Genomic DNA, 18,586 nt, shown 5'->3' on the forward strand with positions numbered 1-18,586 from the left:
CCCTCCGGGGTTTACCTGGTTTTTATTAGGAGGAACAAACCATGAAGATATTGTTTATTGGTGATATCGTCGGAAAAAGCGGACGGGATGCACTTGCCAGCTACCTCCCTGAGCTGAGAAAAGATCATCACTGGGACCTGTGTATCGCCAATGGCGAAAACGCTGCTGGCGGCAAAGGATTAACCGAGTCGGTTGCCCATGATCTCTTGGATCTGGGGATTGATATAATGACGATGGGTAATCACACGTGGGATAATAAGGAGATTTTTAGTTTCATTGATTCCGCTCCCTGGTTGATTCGTCCCTGCAATTACCCTGTTGGCACTCCCGGCCAAGGTTGGATCGTCAAAGAGGTTTCCGGTAAACGGGTAGGTGTAATCAATGTGGCCGGTCAGGTGTTCATGAATCCCCTGGACTGTCCATTTACGGCGATGGACCGAGTGCTGGCGGAAATGGATGTATGCGACTATTATCTGGTGGATATGCATGCCGAAGCCACATCGGAAAAGCTGGCCCTGGCTTATTACCTGGATGGTCGGGTGGGAGCTGTTCTAGGCACCCATACCCATATCCAAACCGCCGATGAACGTGTTTTGCCCAATGGCACAGTCTACATAACCGATGTAGGCATGACGGGAGCGCTTATTTCTGTATTGGGCATGGAAGTAACACCGGTGGTGGAACGTTTTACAACAAAACTGCCCCGTCGTTTCAAGGCAGCTTCCGGTCCTGGAATGGTCAACGCTGTCTGGCTTGATTTGGATGCTCAGCGTATTATCAGGCTGCAGCGACCATAAGAAAAACTGCTGTAAAAAAAGGAATTTTTTTCTCTCTGACGAATATATCATACTATAGGTACTCAATTCTGGTAGAGGGGGTCTTTTTTACGTGGAAATATTGAAAGTATCAGCAAAGTCCAATCCAAATTCTGTTGCTGGCGCCCTGGCTGGTGTTCTCCGTGAGCGGGGCGGCGCTGAAATGCAAGCAATCGGAGCCGGTGCTCTGAACCAGGCCGTCAAGGCCGTGGCCATCGCACGTGGATTCGTAGCTCCCAGTGGTGTCGATCTCATTTGCATCCCCGCATTTACAGACATTCAAATCGATGGTGAAGAGCGGACAGCGATTAAGTTGATTGTTGAGCCGCGTTAAACCGCACTCATAATATTTATCCATTAACCTGTTTATGCAGATAAACAGGTTTTCTTTTGTTTAAACTATTGGGGGAGGAAACATAATGCGATTTGCCGATTTTCACTGTGATACTGTACTGAAGCTATATAATCACCAACTGCAGTTTGCAGATACCGACAAACAAACACATTTGGACTTAAAGCGACTTAAGCAAAATGACTTTATCCTGCAGAGCTTTGCAATTTTTTGTGATCCCCTCTGGGGGCAGGAATCGGTTTTGCGTAATACCCTGCGGATGCTAAATTTAGCCCGGGAACAGGTATTCCAGGAAGTGAATCTGGTCACCGCTGGCGAGCAACTAGAAGATAACGGTCTCAGTGGCATCCTTACCATCGAAGGTGCAGATTTTATCGGGGATGATTTGTTTTTAATTGATTTGGTCCACAACCTCGGAGTCCGTCTGATAACCCTGACATGGAACCATCGCAACACATTGGCCGATGGAGTCGGAGTCCGCGCTACCGCAGGTGGATTAACCCAGTTGGGGAGGGCGGCAATTCAGCGCATGCAGAATCTGAACATAATTGTCGATGTCTCCCACCTTGCTGAAAAGGGGTTCTGGGATGTCTGCAAATATAGCACCCGGCCGATTGTCGCTTCCCACTCCAACAGCCAGCGGCTTTGCGCACACCCCCGAAATTTATCCGATGCTCAGATCAGGGAGATCGGTCAAAACAAAGGTTTAATCGGTGTCAATATGTCAAGGCCGTTTATCGCAGACACTGAAAACAGGCAGGACTTGGAGCATCTGGTTCAACATATGGTTGTACTTTCAGAAATCGCTGGTGTTGAGACAGTCTGTTTGGGATTGGATCTCGATGGGATTCCAGCGCTTCCCAATGGCGCCGACGATGTGTCTAGCGTCCAATTGCTTCCTGACTTAATGGAGCAAGCTGGGTTTGACAAGCGGGAGATAGAGGCTATCTGTTACCGAAACCTTTGCCGCTTCATTAAGACATATTTGGGGTGAAATAATGAGTTACGCCGATCTGCATCTTCATACCACCGCCTCAGATGGGCAAATGACTCCCTGGCAAATGGTCAGGAATGTCGCCAGACAAGGAATTTCCGTGTTTGCAATAACAGATCATGACACCTTCAGCGGCATTGATGCCGCCTGCGAAGCAGCGGTAAAATACAATCTGAAATTCATTCCGGGAATTGAACTGAGCACAATCTGGCAGGATGAGGAGGTGCATATTCTCGGATACAAGCTTGACCATCGAGATCGTAAGCTAAACCAGGAACTAATTCGTTTGCGCAATGCCCGTTCACAAAGGATTGAGTGCATCGTCGATAAATTAACCAATCTGGGCTATTCAATTACGGTTGAAGAGATAAAAGCCTTTGCTCGGGAGAGCAGCAGTGTAGGTCGTCCCCATGTGGCCAGAGCGCTTGTTGCAAAAGGCTACATGACTTCGGTGGCCGAATGTTTTGACGAGCTCCTAAATCAAGGGCGGCCTGGATTTGTCGAGAGGTATAAATTACCTGCTCCGACTGCAATTAGCTTAATCAGAGATGCCGGCGGGGTTCCTTTTCTGGCCCATCCCGGACTGTTGCAAAATGGCCTGAATACTGCGGCCCAATTGCAAGAACATGGTTTGCAGGGAATAGAGGCATTCCATTCGGAGCATGGCGTCGAGCAGGAGACGGAGTTCGTCAGGTTTGCCCAGCAAACGAAGCTCTGGGTCTCAGGGGGTTCTGACTGCCACGGCAGCGGACTTTTGGGTTCTGTAAAAGTAGATCTGGACTGGATTAGGCCCTGGGCATTAAAGGACTAATGGTCTAAGCCAATCACTAGTTTTCGACGAAATATTTCCTGTTTAGGGCAGGAAATATTTTTTTTTAACCGAATATAGATTAGTGATGGCTTAAATTGGACCTTTTTTGTTTAAAAGTGGACCCATAAGGGGGTTGTTGAATGAGGTTCGAGTTAAAACGGGAGACAGGTGTCCCCCTGTATATTCAGGTCAAAAACCAGATTAAAGAAAATATCGAACAGGGTATCTGGACTCCCGGCAGCAAAATTCCCACAGAGCGCAGTCTTGCCCAGGAATTGAACATCAGTCGCAACACTGTAAGCATGGCGTTTCGGGAACTGGAAGCCGAGGGAATACTGGTATGCCAACAGGGACGGGGGACGTTTATCGCCGAATCCGACGAAGCTGTCCGCCGTGAGAGCCGTAAGGAACGGTTGCTGAAAATTATTGATATCGCAATGGAGGAAGCGACAACACTTGGATTCAATCTCGATGAATTTCTGGCCATCACCCACGTCCGTGCCCGGGAAAAGCAGGAGATCCTCTCCAATGTGAATATTGTCCTGATTGAGTGTAACAGGGAACAGGTCGAATATTTTGCACGGGAACTGGCGCACAGTGTGGGCGTGATTGTTCAGCCAATCATTCTGAATGAATTGCAGCGACAACCGGATAAGTTCCAGTCGATTTTACAAAAGGCTGATATTATAATTACTACACTGTTTCACCTTCAGCCAGTGCGTGAAATCGTCGGCAAAATCGATACCGAGATTATCGCTCTGGCCCTCAGTCCATTGCTGGACTCTATAGTCCGCATTGCCCGTTTGCCCAACGGAAGCAATGTGGGGATTTTTTGCACATCATATCTGTTCGCAGACAAAATGATTGCCTCTTTACGCAATGCCGGCATCACGCACCTCCGGTTTGAACGGTTCCTGGGAGCAGAGAATCCCTCAGAACTCGAGGAGCAGGTTGCTTCTGTCGACTATGTAATCACTTCACCCAGCCGTAAGACAGAACTTGCCGGACCAGCCCGCGCATTGGGCAAGGGGGAGGTTATAGAATTTATCTATTCTCCTGATCAAGCGTCAATTGACTTATTGAAGTCAACAGTGTTGGAGCTAAAACAGAAAAACCTGAAGAAGTGGGAGTGAGACGATGGCCAAGTATGCAGTGGAGTTAGTCAGTCGGCTTTGTAAAGGTTGTGAAATTTGCGTTGAAGTCTGTCCCCGGGATGTATTGGTGATGACTGCTCAAGCAAAAGCAACCGTTGCCGTTCCTGAACAGTGTATCGGTTGCAATTTATGTGAATGGCATTGCCCTGATTTCGCCATTACAGTTAAGGAGGCAGCCACAAATGAGTAAGATTCTGTTGCAAGGAAACGAAGCGTGTGTAGAAGGGGCTTTGCAGGCCGGAGTTAGTTTCTTTGCTGGCTACCCAATTACCCCTTCGACAGAAATTGCAGAAAAGATGGCCGAGAAATTGCCCCAAACTAAGGGCGTATTCATTCAAATGGAAGATGAAATAGCCAGTATGGCGGCAATTATTGGCGCCTCCATCGGTGGCGCGAAATCAATGACAGCGACCAGCGGGCCTGGGTTTTCATTAATGCAGGAGAATATTGGCTTTGCCGCCATGACGGAAATTCCGGTTGTGGTTGTGAACGTGATGAGGGGAGGCCCCAGTACGGGAACGCCCACAATGCCCAGTCAGGGAGATTTTATGCAGGCACGATGGGGCACCCATGGCGACCATCCGATTATAGCGCTGGCGCCCAGCAGCGTTCAGGAAGCTTATGATTTGACAATTACCGCCGTGAACATGGCAGAAAGATACATGACACCGGTGTTAATAATGATGGATGAAGTAGTTGCCCATATGCGAGAAGGGATTGAGCTTCGGACACCAAAAGAGGTTATAACCCGTCAGCGGCCTACGGCAACTCCGGAAACTTATCGTCCGTACCAAGTGGGTGCCGATAACATACCCCGTTTGGCGCCCTATGGCACCGGTTACCGATATCACATTACCGGCCTATATCACGATGAAACCGGTTTTCCCACAAATAATAATGAACTTATAAAGTCATCCCTCGAACGTATGCATGCTAAGTTAACCGATAACCTCGATGATATCATTCATATTTCTTGTGAGGATACAAATGACGCCGATGTGATTTTTCTCGCATACGGTTCCCCGGTTCGTTCCGCCCGGTTTGTCAAAAATAAGCTTCAGGCCCAGGGTAAAAAAGTTGGTCTGATTCAGTTGACAACACTGTGGCCGTTTCCCCATGACAAACTCCGGGAAATTGCCGGCGAGACCAATGCCCGTTTTGTTGTCCCAGAGTTAAGTCTTGGTCAACTGGCCGGCGAACTGGAGAAGTCTGTTGACCGGGAGCGGATAATTCCAGTGCAGCGGGTTGATGGTGCATTAATAACTCCACAGGAACTGGAAGCTGCACTTAAGGGGGTATTGTAGGTGGATTACAAAGAGCTTTTGCGCAAAGACAAACTGCCGCATATCTGGTGCCCCGGGTGCGGTCACGGTATTGTTCTGTCGGCATTTCTGCGGGCTATGGCGAAGCGGGAAGTAGATAAAGACAACGTTGCTGTAGTGTCCGGCATTGGTTGTTCTTCACGGGCTGCCGGGTATGCGGATTTTAACACCCTGCACACAACCCATGGTCGGGCAATTGCATTTGCCACCGGTATGAAGTTAGCCCGGCCGGATATGAAAGTAATTGTATTAACCGGAGATGGTGATTGCACAGCTATTGGTGGCAATCATTTCATTCACGCCGCCAGGCGTAACCTGGATTTAACGGTAATCGTGTTTAATAACAATATTTATGGAATGACCAGCGGACAATATTCACCGCTAACACCCCACGACCATCTGGCAACAACTGCTCCCTATGGCAACAATGATTATCCCTTTGATCTGCGGACACTGGCTGAAGGCGCCGGCGCCACCTTTGTCGCCAGAGGTGCCGCTGCCGGTCCAAAACAACTGGAAACAATCATTGGCAAAGGGCTCGATCATAAGGGCTTCAGTGTCATCGAAGCTATCTCCCAGTGTCCCACGTATTATGGCCGCAAAAACAAACTGGGGTCGGCAGTGGATATGTTAAAATACCAAAAACAATCCACATCCACCCGGGAGGAACCCGGTAAAATCCCGTTGGGAGTTTTTGTCCATCAAGAAAGACCGGAATTCAGCCAAACGTATTTCCAGCGGGCTCAGTCATTGGAAACGGAGGGATAAGGATGAGCAAAGAATGGCAAATTATCATCAGCGGTTCCGGCGGCCAAGGGGTAATTCTTGCGGGCATAATTCTCGCTTCTGCTGCCCTGGCAGACGGTAAAAATGTTATTCAAACCCAGAGCTACGGCCCTGAAGCCCGTGGCGGCGCCAGTCGTTCCGAGGTTCTGATTTCCGAGCAGGAATTATCCTTTCCCAAAGTACAATCCTGTAATTTGTTGGTGGCTTTGACGCAGCAAGCCTTGGATAAATACGTTACGTTGCTGGAAAAGGATGGAGTTATTCTTACTGATACAGATATAGAGACAAGTCAGTATGAGAGCCGGCATTCCGTATGTAAGGTTCCCATCTTCGATGCTGTACAGACCATCGGGCGCCCCTTGGTGGCAAATATTGTGACCCTGGGCGCACTCAATGGTTTGACTAAAATTGTGGATGTGAAGCACCTGGAAACAGCCATCGCTGCCAGAGTGCCTAAACCGACAATTGATTTGAACCTAAGGGCTGTACACAGCGGATATAACCTTACAGCCGGGAAGGAGGGGTAGGTAGAGTAATCCTAAATTCTGTTGTCTGTCGGCCATCACTTTATTTTTTGGGAGGGGTATTGGATGTCCGAAAACCTCAATGTGTTTGAAATTGCCCAACAACAGATTAAGGATGCATGTGACCGGCTGCGCCTAAAACCAGCGGTATTTGAGATACTCAAGCAGCCGCTGCGGGTACTGGAAGTTGCGATTCCTGTGAAAATGGATGACGGTTCAATCCGTGTTTTTAAGGGCTATCGCTCGCAACACAATGACGCCCTGGGTCCGGCCAAGGGCGGACTTAGGTTTCATCCCAGTGTCACCCTAGACGAAGCAAAGGCACTATCGATGTGGATGTCATTTAAAAGTGCTGTAGTGGGGCTCCCTTATGGCGGTGGCAAAGGTGGCGTAGCCGTTGATCCCAAGGAGTTGTCCCAAGGGGAGAAGGAAAGGCTGAGTAGGGGATTCATCCGGGCGATAGAGCCGATTATTGGCCCCGACAAAGATATTCCGGCGCCGGATGTCTATACCAACTCCCAGGTCATGGCCTGGATGATGGATGAATTCAGCAAAATCCGTGGCCATAATTCCTTTGGAGTTATTACCGGCAAACCTTTGATCATTGGCGGATCCATCGGTCGAAATGAAGCAACCGCCCGGGGGTGTTCCTTTGTTATCCGGGAGGCGGCAGAGAAGTTAGGGATTAATATAAAGTCTGCCCGGGTTGCTGTGCAAGGCTTTGGCAACGCTGGCAGCATTGCCGCCAGGTTGATGTACGACATGGGGGCGAAGGTCGTCGCCGTCAATGATTCCCAAACCGGTATTTACGCGCCCAATGGGTTTGACCCTAATGAAGTTTGTGAATACAAACAGAAAACCGGCAGCGTTGGCAAGTTTCCCGGCACAACAGCTATTTCCAATAATGATTTATTGAGCCTAGAGTGCGATATCTTGATTCCCGCTGCCATGGAAAATCAGATAACCGAAGATAATGCAACCAAGGTCAAAGCTAAGATTATCGGCGAAGCAGCCAATGGACCAACCACTCCTGAAGCTGACAAAATTCTTCATGCCAACGATGTCTTGGTCATACCGGATATCCTGGCCAGCGCCGGCGGCGTCACAGTATCGTATTTTGAATGGGTGCAAAACCTGCAAAACTATTACTGGGGAGAAGAAGAAGTAAATCAGCGTTTGGAACAGAAGATGGTTGCGGCGTTTACGAAAGTTTATGACATGAGTGTTGAGTACTCAGTAGATATGCGCACCGCTGCCTATATGGTCGCGGTAAAACAATTGGCGGACGCTATGGAAATTCGAGGCTGGTTGGGATAAATTATATTCTCACCCCTCCCTCGGGAGGGGTGAACACATTCTTTTGGAGCGTGGTAAATTATGAAAGAAGATCGTCAAAAAGTTTTGGAACAATGGCAGGAGAAGTTAAATAAAACCACTGCCCGGTTCCCGGAACGAAAAGAGCAGTTTGAAACCAGTTCCCGTATTCCGGTGAAAACAGTTTATACCTCCGAAGACTATGACCAAAGTGATGTTTTTGAGCTGCCTGGCAATTACCCATATACCCGCGGCGTCCAGCCCAATATGTACAGGGGTCGTTTATGGACGATGCGCCAGTACGCCGGTTTTGCCAGCGCCAGTGAATCCAATCGCCGCTATAAATACTTATTGTCCCAGGGCCAGACCGGGCTTAGTGTTGCGTTTGATCTGCCCACTCAAATTGGTCTAGACTCGGATAACGCGCTTGCCGACGGCGAAGTGGGTAAAGTCGGAGTTGCCATTGATTCTCTGGCAGACATGGAGACCCTGCTCGACGAGATCCCTTTGGACAAGGTCAGCACCTCAATGACAATTAACGCACCGGCAATTGTGCTCCTGGCAATGTACCTGGCCGTTGCTGAAAAACAGGGTGTAGAGTGGACCCAGTTAAAAGGCACCATCCAGAATGACATACTCAAAGAATACGTTGCCCGGGGAACCTATATATTTCCACCTGAGCCTTCCTTGAAGATTATCACCGATATCTTTGAGTTTTGCTCTGCCAATGTGCCCAATTGGAACACAATCAGCATCAGCGGCTATCATATCAGGGAAGCCGGTTCAACCGCAGTGGAAGAACTTGCCTTCACCCTGGCCAATGCGATTTGCTATGTTGAGAAAGCAATTGAAACAGGTTTGGAAGTGGATAAATTCGCACCCAGATTATCGTTCTTTTTTAATGCGCATAATAATTTCTTTGAGGAAATCGCCAAGTTCCGTGCCGCTCGCAGACTGTGGGCAAGGCTGATGAAGGAAAGATTTGGCGCCGAAAATCCAAAATCGATGTTGCTACGTTTTCACACCCAAACCGGTGGCTCCACCCTTACCGCACAACAACCCGACAATAATGTGGTTCGGGTAGCTTTGCAGGCGATGGCTGCAGTCTTGGGCGGCACCCAATCTTTGCACACCAATTCCCGAGACGAAGCGCTGGCGCTTCCCAGTGAAGATTCTGTCCGCATTGCGCTGCGCACCCAACAGATAATTGCCCATGAAACAGGGGCTGCGGATGTGGCCGACCCCATGGGCGGCAGTTATTACGTGGAGCATCTAACCGACGAGATTGAAAAAAGAGTTTGGGATTTGCTCAGTAAAATTGACGAGATCGGCGGAGCTGTGGCAGCCATCAACAGCGGTTTTGTCCAAAAGCAAATACTAGACAGCTCGTACCATTATCAGATGGATGTAGAGGCAAAGCGGCAGATTATTGTTGGCGTCAATCAGTTTGCCATCGGCGAGGAAGTGCAGCCCGAGCTCCTGCAGGTCGATCCCGGCGTGCAAGAGGCACAAATTGACAAACTGCGGGTTTTGAAGCAAAATCGCGACAATGACGCTGTCTCCGCGGCCCTGGAAGCTGTAAAGGCGGCCGCCGAGCAAGGTGAAAATCTGTTCCCGCCTGTGCTGGACGCAGTCCGTGCCTACGCGACACTGGGAGAGGTTTGCGGCGTGATGCGCTCGGTGTTCGGCGAATACACTGCATCAGATATCCTTTAACAAGGAGAGATTACTATGGAAAATGCACCAATCAGAGTGTTAATAGCAAAACCGGGTCTCGATGGCCACGACCGCGGCGCCAAAGTTGTCGCCAGGGCGTTGCGTGATGCCGGAATGGAGGTAATCTACACCGGCTTGCGACAATCCCCGGAACAGATTGTCGCTGCCGCCATCCAGGAAGATGTTAATGTTATCGGTCTCAGCTGTTTATCTGGCGCCCATAATTCTCTTTTCCCCCGGGTGATAAACCTGTTACGGGAAAAAGATATTCAGGATATTGTCGTTTTTGGCGGTGGCGTCATCCCGGAAGCGGATATCCCTGGTCTTAAAGCAGCAGGGGTCGCTGCAGTCTTTACCCCCGGTTCACCCCTTGAAGAAATCATTAATACCATTCGGGAAAGCGTGCCAGCGAGGAATGACTGACTGGCGCACGCTGGCCCGAACTATCAGCCGCTTGGAAAATGGCGACCGTGAGATTGTCAGCGAACTGATGCAATTGCCGTTGACCGGTAACGCTCATATCATAGGCATCACAGGTCCCCCTGGCAGTGGCAAAAGTACAATGTGTAATAATCTGGTGTCAAAACTGGCCGCAAATTACCGAGTGGCAGCGATCCTGGTCGATCCAGCCAGCCCGTATTCCGGGGGCAGCATCCTTGGGGACAGAATACGCATGCAATCCCTGGCGGGCATGCCCAATGTTTTTATTCGTTCGCTAAGTAACCGGGGCAACGCTGGCGGCCTCAACAGGACAATCGTCAGCGTTATCCGCTTGTTAATGAAATACGGATTCGAGTATATCCTCATCGAAACCATCGGCGCCGGACAATCAGAAGTCAAAATTGCATCAATTGCCGACACCACCATGGTTGTTGCTGTTCCCAATCTCGGAGACGACATTCAGGCAAGTAAGGCAGGAATGATGGAGATTGCTGATATATTTATTATCAACAAAGCGGACCTGCCAGGAGCAAACATTTTGGACCGGGATATCAGCGAGGCGCTGCCCCAGCGAGACCCGGGTTGGAAAGCGCCTGTGCTCCAGACAATTGCCAACCGGGGCGAGGGGGTAACCGAGATCATCACTGCAATTCAGGAACATGGTCAGTTTCTCGGCAACAACCCGGAAATATTGACCGCCAAGCGTCGCCGGGCGGCCACCTTTGAAATTAAAGAATTGGCGTCCTGGCTGTTGCTCGAACGGCTGGAGTCGGCCTTAACCCCAGAGTTGACCGATAAATTCCTCAGTGGAAAAATTGAGCTCAGCGCCCACTTAGACCGGGCCTGCGCTCAACTACTACAGCGGATTGGAGAGATTTAGTTGTTCAAAAAAATTGACCACCTTGGCATTGCAGTTTCTAATTTAGAGGAGGCCTGTAAGCTCTACGAAGAAAAGCTGGCCATGTCTTGCGCTGGCATTGAGGAAGTGCCGGATCAAAAAGTTCGGGTTGCATTCTTCCCGCTGGGAGAATCCTCCATTGAACTTTTGGAGCCAACGACAGATGACAGCCCGATTGCCAAGTTCCTGGCCAAAAAGGGGCCTGGCATTCACCATACAGCACTGGCAGTGGATGATATCGAAGCGGCAATTGCCCAAATGCAGGCAGCGGGCATGAAAATGATTGATGAAAAACCCCGTTCCGGCGCCCACGGCGCCAAAATTGCCTTCGTCCATCCCAAGTCTACCCCGGGCATGCTCCTGGAATTGTGTGAAAGGAAGTAGAATATGAGCGACTGGCAAGAATTATTAAAACAACTAGATGACAACCGGGAAAAAGTCCAGGCCGGCGGCGGCCCCAAACGTATCGAACAACAGCATAAAGCAGGGAAGCTGACTGCCCGGGAAAGAATTGAGCAACTACTGGACAAGGGCTCTTTTAATGAACTTAATACCTTTGTCAAGCATCGCTGCACCGATTTGGGCATGGACAAGAAGGAGGCGCCCGGCGAGGGTGTGGTTGTCGGCTATGGAACTATCCACGGACGTCTGGTATATGTTTTTGCCCAGGATTTCACTGTCATCGGTGGCAGTCTTGGCGAGATGCATGCCAAGAAAATTTGCAATGTCATGGACCTGGCCGCAAAAACAGGAGCACCGTTAATAGGGCTTAATGATTCCGGGGGCGCCCGTATCCAAGAAGGAATTGATTCTCTGCATGGATATGGCGAGATTTTTCATCGCAATACTATTTACTCCGGTGTTTTTCCTCAGATTTCTGTCATCCTCGGCCCATGTGCCGGCGGCGCAGTTTATTCACCTGCGATAACCGATTTTGTATTTATGTCTGACAAGACCAGTCAGATGTTTATAACCGGCCCCCAGGTTATTAAAACTGTCACTGGCGAAACAATCAGCCCTGAGGATCTTGGCGGCGCCACCACCCATAACCAGACCAGCGGCGTAGCCCATTTCATTGGCGCCGATGAAAAGGACACGTTAAATCAGGTGCGCGCTTTGCTCAGCTACCTGCCGGCAAATAATCTTGAAGCGCCGCCGACAGCCACCAGTGTAGAACCGAAGCCGGTTGATTTCAACCAGTTGGTTCCGCCCACCAGTAACGCTGCTTACGATGTGCGCACAGTGATTGAAGCGATTTTTGATTGTGACTCTTTCATGGAAGTTCACGCACTGTACGCAGCCAATGCCGTAGTCGGGTTTGCCCGTTTGGACGGCAACCCGGTCGGTATTGTCGCAAACCAACCCAACTACCTGGCAGGATGCTTGGACATCAATGCCTCAGATAAAATCTCTAGATTTATTCGCTTCTGTGACTGCTTCAATATTCCGGTCCTGACCTTTGTCGATGTGCCCGGTTATCTGCCAGGCAGCAATCAGGAACACGGCGGAATCATCCGCCACGGGGCCAAAATTTTATACGCGTATTCTGAAGCCAGTGTCCCTGTGGTGACTACCATTCTTCGCAAAGCCTATGGTGGCGCATATGTTGCCTTGGGTAGTAAGTCTTTGGGCGCAGACATGGTTTTTGCCTGGCCTACAGCTGAGGTCGCTGTTATGGGGCCCCAGGGTGCGGTAAACATTCTCTATCGTAAGGAAATGGAGCAAGCAGAGGATCCAGTTTCCAAAAAGGCGGAGTTAACCGAACAATATAAGGAACGGTTTGCCAATCCATATGTGGCCGCTGGCCGGGGATTAGTAGATGACGTGATTTCGCCAAAGGCCACGCGCGCCAGCCTAATCAATGCTTTGACTGTGTTGAAAGGCAAGCGTGTTTCCAAACCCAGAAAAAAACACGGTAATATCCCACTTTAGGAGGGCAACTGATGGAATTGGCCTTTCAAATTGCCGCTATCGGCGTAGGCGTTGTATTTATGACCTTACTCATGTTGAATTGCGCCCTCTGGGTGCTTAAGAGACTGGCAACCGACCCTGAGAAGAAGAATGAACCCCTCACCGCCAGTGAAGCTTCTGTTGAAGCTGATTCGATCCCCCCAGAGCATGTGGCCATAATCGCTGGGGCTATAGCTGCGCAGAATCCCGGTTACCGTATTCGCGCTATCAAGGTAGCTCCAAACAGCAATTGGCAGCAAAGCAGTCTTACAGATTTTCGTCGTTGACAGGAGGAAATTAAATGAAAAAATATCGTATAACCGTGGACGGAAAGACCTATGTTGTAGAAGTTGAAGAACTCGAAAGCGCCCAGCCGACTCCAACCCCAAGTCCAAGCGCCAAACCATCCCAGCCCCAGGCAGCAGTTAAGTCCGCCCCTAAGCAGGCCCCCGTGGCACCGGCTGCAGGGAAAGGCGCTGTGACTGCGCCAATGCCGGGGACAGTCTTGAAAGTGATTGCCGCTGAAGGTGATACCGTATCCGCCGGTCAACCCCTGCTGATCCTCGAAGCGATGAAGATGGAAAATAAAATAACCGCACCGGCCGCCGGTACAGTTAGTGAGATTGCCGTCAGTCAGGGGCAAAGTGTGGATACCGGCCAGCTGCTGGTGCGCATTGACTGAGGTGCCTCATGCTACTGGAAAAACTGGCGCAGTTTTGGGCCAACACCGGTTTCGCCAACATGTTGGACGAACCGCTTCAATTGGTAATGCTGGCAGTAGCCTTAGTACTTCTCTATCTGGCGATTTATAAAAAATATGAACCCTTACTACTGGTTCCCATCAGCTTTGGCATGCTGCTGGCCAATATGCCGGCCAATACATTGATGGCTGCGCCGGTAGATGGCCAACCAGGCGGGTTGCTGTTCTATCTTTATGAAGGGGTAAAGCTGGGGATTTATCCACCCCTGATTTTCCTCGGTGTAGGCGCGTTCACAGATTTTGGACCCTTGATTGCCAATCCGAAAACATTGTTATTGGGCGCTGCAGCTCAGATTGGAATTTTTGTAACTTTTATCGGCGCGATTTTTCTTGGGTTTCCAATTGAACAAGCAGGGCCGATTGGCATAATTGGCGGCGCAGACGGTCCCACCGCTATTTATTTAACCAGTCTGCTAGCACCGGAAATTCTTGGTTCAGTGGCCGTCGCGGCTTACTCTTATATGGCTTTGGTGCCAATAATCCAGCCGCCAATCATGAAACTGCTCACTACCAAAGAAGAGCGGATGGTTTTGATGAAACAGTTGCGGCCAGTAAGCAAAAAAGAACGAATAATCTTCCCGATTATGGTTACCATGCTTACCGGGCTCCTGATTCCGGCCGCCCTGCCTCTATTGGGCATGTTGATGCTGGGCAATTTGCTTAAGGAATGCGGCGTTACCGACCGCTTGTCCAAGAGCGCACAGAATGAACTAAATAATATCGTCGTTATCTTTCTTGGGGTAACCGTTGGCGCCACTGCCAGTTCCAGCGCGTTTCTCAATGTTGCCACATTAAAAATCATTGCCCTGGGTCTGTTTGCATTTATGGTCGGAACAGCTGTGGGTGTGCTGTTTGGCAAGCTTATGCATCGCATGACTAATGGAGAAGTGAACCCGTTAATCGGCGCTGCTGGCGTTTCGGCTGTACCCATGGCGGCCCGGGTAGCTCAAATGGTGGGAAGCGAAGAGAACCCGCAAAACTACCTGCTGATGCATGCCATGGGACCGAATGTGGCTGGCGTCATTGGTTCTGCTGTCGCAGCAGGAATTCTCTTGTCCTTGCTATCTTAGACCCCGGAAGGGGTCTTTTTATTTGTCAGGATGGAGTTTTCATGCCATAATAAGAAAGAGAAAAATTACGCATACAGAAAGGAATGGATTTAACAGTGTTAAAAATCCCCACCGGAATTTCCAATCGTCATTTGCATGTTTCGGATCAGGATATGCAGTCATTGTTTGGAGCCGACTATGAACTCAAGCGTTTTAAAGATCTCAAACAACCCGGGCAGTACGCAGCAGAGGAGAAAGTGGATTTGGTCGGCCCCAGAGGAACGATTAAGGGTGTTCGTGTCTTGGGGCCCAGCCGCGCAAAAACCCAAATTGAAGTCTCCCGCACAGATGCAATCAAGCTGGGCGTAAACCCACCGGTTCGTGATTCCGGCGACCTCAAGCAATCTGAGCCAATAAAGATTGTCGGACCTGCCGGCGAAGTTGAATTAAGCGAAGGGGTTATCATTGCCCACAGGCATATTCATATCACCCCGGAAGAAGCGACAAAACACGACTTAACCGACAAACAAATGGTTTCTGTTTTTTGTGGTGGTCAACGCTCACTGGTGTTCAACAATGTCCTGGTGAGAGTGAGCGATAAATTTGCCCTAGAGTTTCATGTCGATATTGACGAGGCCAATGCAGCCATGTTGAACAATGGCGACTTGGTGGAGTTGGTCAAGTAAATTTACCGGGTAATCATAATTTTCATCCTCTTATAAGGAAAGTACTTATTATTCGGCAAAATTCTACAAAAATAAGTGAATGGCAACTCGCAGCTCAGCTCAGAAAATTTATAACGCTGCTATCGCTACCATTCACAATTTTAGCTTTGCCCGGAAAACACTTCAGTAAAACAAACAATTTTTGCATGGCAAGGATGGTAGTTACCAATGAACCTGCTTGATGTTGAAACTTACAGCATAGAACCCGATAATTACACCGTGATCGATGTCCGCACTGCTGCTGAATACTGGGATGGTTCAATTCCTGGGAGCATAAATGTGCCTGTGTTTAACGCAGAAGAGCGGCAGCGCATCGGCAAGGTTTACAAGCGAAGCCCCAGGGCGGCAAAATTTGTCGCCCTGGACATTCTCGCGCCAAAACTATCTAAGTTCCTACGCAGAATCCACGGTTTCAGCCGTGGCCGTACACCACTGATTGTCTGTTGGCGGGGCGGAATGCGCAGTCGGGCAACTGTGGATTTACTGCGGATGGCAGGCGTCCCGGCTTTGCAGCTAGCCGGTGGTTACCGCGCATACCGTCGCCATATTCACAATGCATTGGAGCAGTTCCAGCTTAAACCGCAGCTAATTGTGTTAAAAGGAAAGAGTGGTACAGGCAAAACTGAGCTTATCAAAGAACTGCAGTCCATGGGGATTCCTACTCTGGATTTAGAGGGTTTCGCTCAACATAGAGGTTCTGCTTTTGGCGGCTTCTGCCGTCAACAACCAAGATCCCAGAAGACATTTGATGCTTTATTGTATAACGCACTAAACGAACATAACCATGCCCGTTTCTTAATCGTGGAGGGCGAAAGCAAACGGATCGGTAATATCTATCTGCCGGATTTTTTCTATTTGGCAATGAAGAAAGCACCCGTGATTGAGGTCAATTGTAAACTTGAAATCCGCATACAACGCATCGTTGCAGAATATGCACCAAAAACACATCAGGAGGAAGAACATCTTGGCCGAGCCCTTGAACGTTTGCAACCGAAACTTGGCCATGATGTCCATAAGCTTATAAAACAATATTTGGATGCTGGCAACTATTTTGAGTTTGTAAAGCAAGTACTTGTCCAGTATTATGACAAAATTTATGATTTTCAGCTTCCTGGAAAGGAAGTAATCGGCGCGGTGGATTCGGGAGAAATAAAAAAAGCGGCAACCGAAATTGCCGCTTTGGTCCATACTATTTATGCTGATTGAAGAATTGACGGGGTTTTGTAAGCAATAGTTTAAACTGGCCCATTGTTTCCCGCAAATCTTCGCCGAAGGTCATGTTCGGGTCATACTCGCCGTCTTCGTCATTGACGAGACTGGTGTAACGGCTACGGGCCAACATGAACACACGGAAGAAATACAGGGCTAGTACAAAAGTTACAAACACCAGATAACTGTCGTAGACAAGGCTGAGGATCGTTCCGCCGACCATTAACACCGCAATAATCAATGAAACACGTTTGAAAAAGCGCAGTCGGCCGGGGTCTTCTACAATACAGTTTACACACTTTTCAGTGAAGCGCAGATACACTTCATAAGCAATAGCAATTATCCAGTAACCAAACAAACCAACAACAATTAAAAGGAATATTTGTTGTAATTGACTTAAACCTGACATCTCTATGCCCCCTTACAGCTCTCTATGTGTTTATATTGTTACATAAAAACATAACATTTTTCAAGCTTTTGTTAACAAGTTCCATTTATAACTATTTATCAGCGGAATGAAATCCTCGGCTAAAAAAATGGAGGAGAATTCAAATGAGTAGAACCATCGTATTTGGTCTAATCGTTTGTCTGCTTGTTGCAGTTAATCCAAGCCTTCTTGAATCCTCGGACAACCACGCAAAATCAGGACATTTTCTTTGTGATCTAGATGTTCCTGATAATGTAGCTTTCTTCAGCGCCGAATCCCAACCATTCGTTCGATCGGTTTAATTCAGTTATAATCAATGTGGATGATTTAGTTAATTGCGCAAGAGATTCGGAAATCCTTGTTGAACTTTTCCAGTCAGGAAAGGCAGTTTATGTCGTTGGCAATGATCTTCAGCCTGAGCACCACGATGTCCTGTACGAGCAAACTATTGGACTAGACAATGCAGAAGAAATACTCTTTGACAAAGAAGACTATTTACTGGCAACAGGTGTTTTAAAAACCAACTATGGCATTGCGCAGATTCATGTACTATCAGACACACCTGAATTTGACCAAAATATCATGAACCATGTAGCGAAACTTTATGACTCAACCTTTGAACATGAGTTGTCTGATGAAGATAACTATTCCGAGTCTGTCCAAAACATGCCTACAGATGGAACCTGGTCTATAAAGAACCGGTCGCACCGAATAGTAAGTAAAATTTTCACAGCTTACTTAAGTACCATTGGCTCTTTTACTCAGTATGGGACAGTGAGATTGCTAGAGAATCATAGCGACCCGTGGTATCAGTATGTAAGCCTCACGCTCACAAACGAATCTGCAGCGGGAGAAGCCCACGGCAGTCCCTGGGTCCGAGATAGAGACGAGTGTTCAATTGTTATTCAGGCTGGCGATAACTTAATCGATTATGCACCTAGTTCAAATCTAGGCAGCAATCAGACAGTAAATTTGTCTTTATCCGGAGCTGGGCCGCAGGTAGGTTGGTCGTGGAACACATATTCAACAAACACATACAACTATAGCGCGATGCCGTTACAACGAATGCGCCACAGGGTTAGTTATAGTGGAAGTTTGCGCTTCGCTACACATCTATGGTATCCCGGTCTGCAGCATCAAAATCATCGTGATTACCCATGGCAGCCTGAGTGGAATTTTGGCTATACCTTCAATAATACTTTAGATTATGTGTTATACGATATGTTTGCAAGAAAAAATCTCAACTATGAGTGGAGAAGGTCTTTTTTACCGTAATTTATTTGTTTTAATATGATGCTAATATTAAGTTCCCTCAGTTTTACTACGAGGGAATATTTTT

At 48.6% G+C, this 18,586-nt stretch carries 22 protein-coding genes; 21 read left to right on the forward strand and 1 reads right to left on the reverse strand.

Translation table 11 applies throughout. From position 1 onward, the window contains the following. Nucleotides 1-41 precede the first annotated feature (41 nt). The 20 genes from FH749_03325 (at nt 42) to mnmH (ending at nt 16,817) form a co-directional block, all read left to right on the forward strand. Nucleotides 42-797, forward strand: a complete 756-nt coding sequence (locus FH749_03325) for a TIGR00282 family metallophosphoesterase (protein MTI94507.1) — start codon at nt 42-44, stop codon at nt 795-797. 91 nt (nt 798-888) lie between these two features. Further along, complete coding sequence (gene spoVS / locus FH749_03330) at nt 889-1,149, forward strand: stage V sporulation protein SpoVS (protein MTI94508.1); 261 nt, start codon at nt 889-891, stop codon at nt 1,147-1,149. 85 nt (nt 1,150-1,234) lie between these two features. Beyond that, nucleotides 1,235-2,161, forward strand: coding sequence for a hypothetical protein (locus FH749_03335; protein ID MTI94509.1), 927 nt, complete (start codon nt 1,235-1,237; stop codon nt 2,159-2,161). A 4-nt stretch (nt 2,162-2,165) separates the two neighbouring features. Further along, a complete protein-coding gene (locus tag FH749_03340; protein MTI94510.1) occupies nt 2,166-2,972 on the forward strand; it encodes a PHP domain-containing protein in 807 nt (268 codons plus the stop codon). Between the two features lie 140 nt (nt 2,973-3,112). Beyond that, nucleotides 3,113-4,105, forward strand: coding sequence for a GntR family transcriptional regulator (locus FH749_03345; protein MTI94511.1), 993 nt, complete (start codon nt 3,113-3,115; stop codon nt 4,103-4,105). 4 nt (nt 4,106-4,109) lie between these two features. Then, a complete protein-coding gene (locus FH749_03350) occupies nt 4,110-4,316 on the forward strand; it encodes a 4Fe-4S dicluster domain-containing protein (protein MTI94512.1) in 207 nt (68 codons plus the stop codon). Then, nucleotides 4,309-5,430, forward strand: a complete 1,122-nt coding sequence (locus FH749_03355; protein ID MTI94513.1) for a 2-oxoacid:acceptor oxidoreductase subunit alpha — start codon at nt 4,309-4,311, stop codon at nt 5,428-5,430. Before FH749_03350 ends, FH749_03355 begins: the two co-directional genes overlap by 8 nt. 96 nt (nt 5,431-5,526) lie before the next feature. Then, on the forward strand, nt 5,527-6,216 hold the full coding sequence (locus FH749_03360) for a 2-oxoacid:ferredoxin oxidoreductase subunit beta (GenBank protein ID MTI94514.1): 690 nt from the start codon (nt 5,527-5,529) through the stop codon (nt 6,214-6,216). Between the two features lie 2 nt (nt 6,217-6,218). Next, nucleotides 6,219-6,761 (forward strand): 2-oxoacid:ferredoxin oxidoreductase subunit gamma, encoded by a 543-nt coding sequence (locus FH749_03365; GenBank protein ID MTI94515.1) that lies wholly within the window; start codon nt 6,219-6,221, stop codon nt 6,759-6,761. A gap of 63 nt (nt 6,762-6,824) precedes the next feature. Then, the gene (locus tag FH749_03370) at nt 6,825-8,075 is read left to right on the forward strand and encodes a Glu/Leu/Phe/Val dehydrogenase (protein MTI94516.1); all 1,251 of its coding nucleotides are present in this window, start codon (nt 6,825-6,827) and stop codon (nt 8,073-8,075) included. A 60-nt stretch (nt 8,076-8,135) separates the two neighbouring features. Then, nucleotides 8,136-9,788, forward strand: a complete 1,653-nt coding sequence (locus FH749_03375; GenBank protein ID MTI94517.1) for a methylmalonyl-CoA mutase — start codon at nt 8,136-8,138, stop codon at nt 9,786-9,788. A 15-nt stretch (nt 9,789-9,803) separates the two neighbouring features. Next, nucleotides 9,804-10,211, forward strand: a complete 408-nt coding sequence (locus FH749_03380; protein MTI94518.1) for a cobalamin B12-binding domain-containing protein — start codon at nt 9,804-9,806, stop codon at nt 10,209-10,211. Continuing rightward, entirely contained in the window at nt 10,204-11,109 is a 906-nt protein-coding gene (meaB, locus tag FH749_03385) for a methylmalonyl Co-A mutase-associated GTPase MeaB (GenBank protein ID MTI94519.1), read from the forward strand. Before FH749_03380 ends, meaB begins: the two co-directional genes overlap by 8 nt. After that, complete coding sequence (gene mce, locus FH749_03390) at nt 11,110-11,511, forward strand: methylmalonyl-CoA epimerase (GenBank protein MTI94520.1); 402 nt, start codon at nt 11,110-11,112, stop codon at nt 11,509-11,511. 3 nt (nt 11,512-11,514) lie between these two features. Beyond that, entirely contained in the window at nt 11,515-13,059 is a 1,545-nt protein-coding gene (locus tag FH749_03395; protein ID MTI94521.1) for a methylmalonyl-CoA carboxyltransferase, read from the forward strand. An 11-nt stretch (nt 13,060-13,070) separates the two neighbouring features. Then, nucleotides 13,071-13,364, forward strand: coding sequence for a hypothetical protein (locus FH749_03400; protein MTI94522.1), 294 nt, complete (start codon nt 13,071-13,073; stop codon nt 13,362-13,364). 14 nt (nt 13,365-13,378) lie between these two features. Further along, a complete protein-coding gene (locus FH749_03405) occupies nt 13,379-13,759 on the forward strand; it encodes a biotin/lipoyl-binding protein (GenBank protein MTI94523.1) in 381 nt (126 codons plus the stop codon). Nucleotides 13,760-13,767: 8 nt separating this feature from the next. After that, the gene (locus tag FH749_03410) at nt 13,768-14,907 is read left to right on the forward strand and encodes a sodium ion-translocating decarboxylase subunit beta (GenBank protein ID MTI94524.1); all 1,140 of its coding nucleotides are present in this window, start codon (nt 13,768-13,770) and stop codon (nt 14,905-14,907) included. A gap of 83 nt (nt 14,908-14,990) precedes the next feature. Beyond that, entirely contained in the window at nt 14,991-15,572 is a 582-nt protein-coding gene (locus FH749_03415) for a phosphate propanoyltransferase (GenBank protein ID MTI94525.1), read from the forward strand. A gap of 207 nt (nt 15,573-15,779) precedes the next feature. Further along, the gene (gene mnmH / locus FH749_03420) at nt 15,780-16,817 is read left to right on the forward strand and encodes a tRNA 2-selenouridine(34) synthase MnmH (GenBank protein MTI94526.1); all 1,038 of its coding nucleotides are present in this window, start codon (nt 15,780-15,782) and stop codon (nt 16,815-16,817) included. Here the strand turns inward: mnmH and FH749_03425 are convergent. Continuing rightward, complete coding sequence (locus tag FH749_03425; protein MTI94527.1) at nt 16,801-17,229, reverse strand: hypothetical protein; 429 nt, start codon at nt 17,227-17,229, stop codon at nt 16,801-16,803. The two genes, mnmH and FH749_03425, sit on opposite strands and share 17 nt — an antisense overlap. Nucleotides 17,230-17,565: 336 nt before the next feature. Between FH749_03425 and FH749_03430 the strand changes: the two genes are divergently transcribed. Further along, nucleotides 17,566-18,522, forward strand: coding sequence for a hypothetical protein (locus FH749_03430; protein ID MTI94528.1), 957 nt, complete (start codon nt 17,566-17,568; stop codon nt 18,520-18,522). Nucleotides 18,523-18,586 lie beyond the last annotated feature (64 nt).

It is taken from the genome of Bacillota bacterium (assembly GCA_009711825.1).
Classification (GTDB): Bacteria; Bacillota; Proteinivoracia; order UBA4975; family VEMY01; genus VEMY01.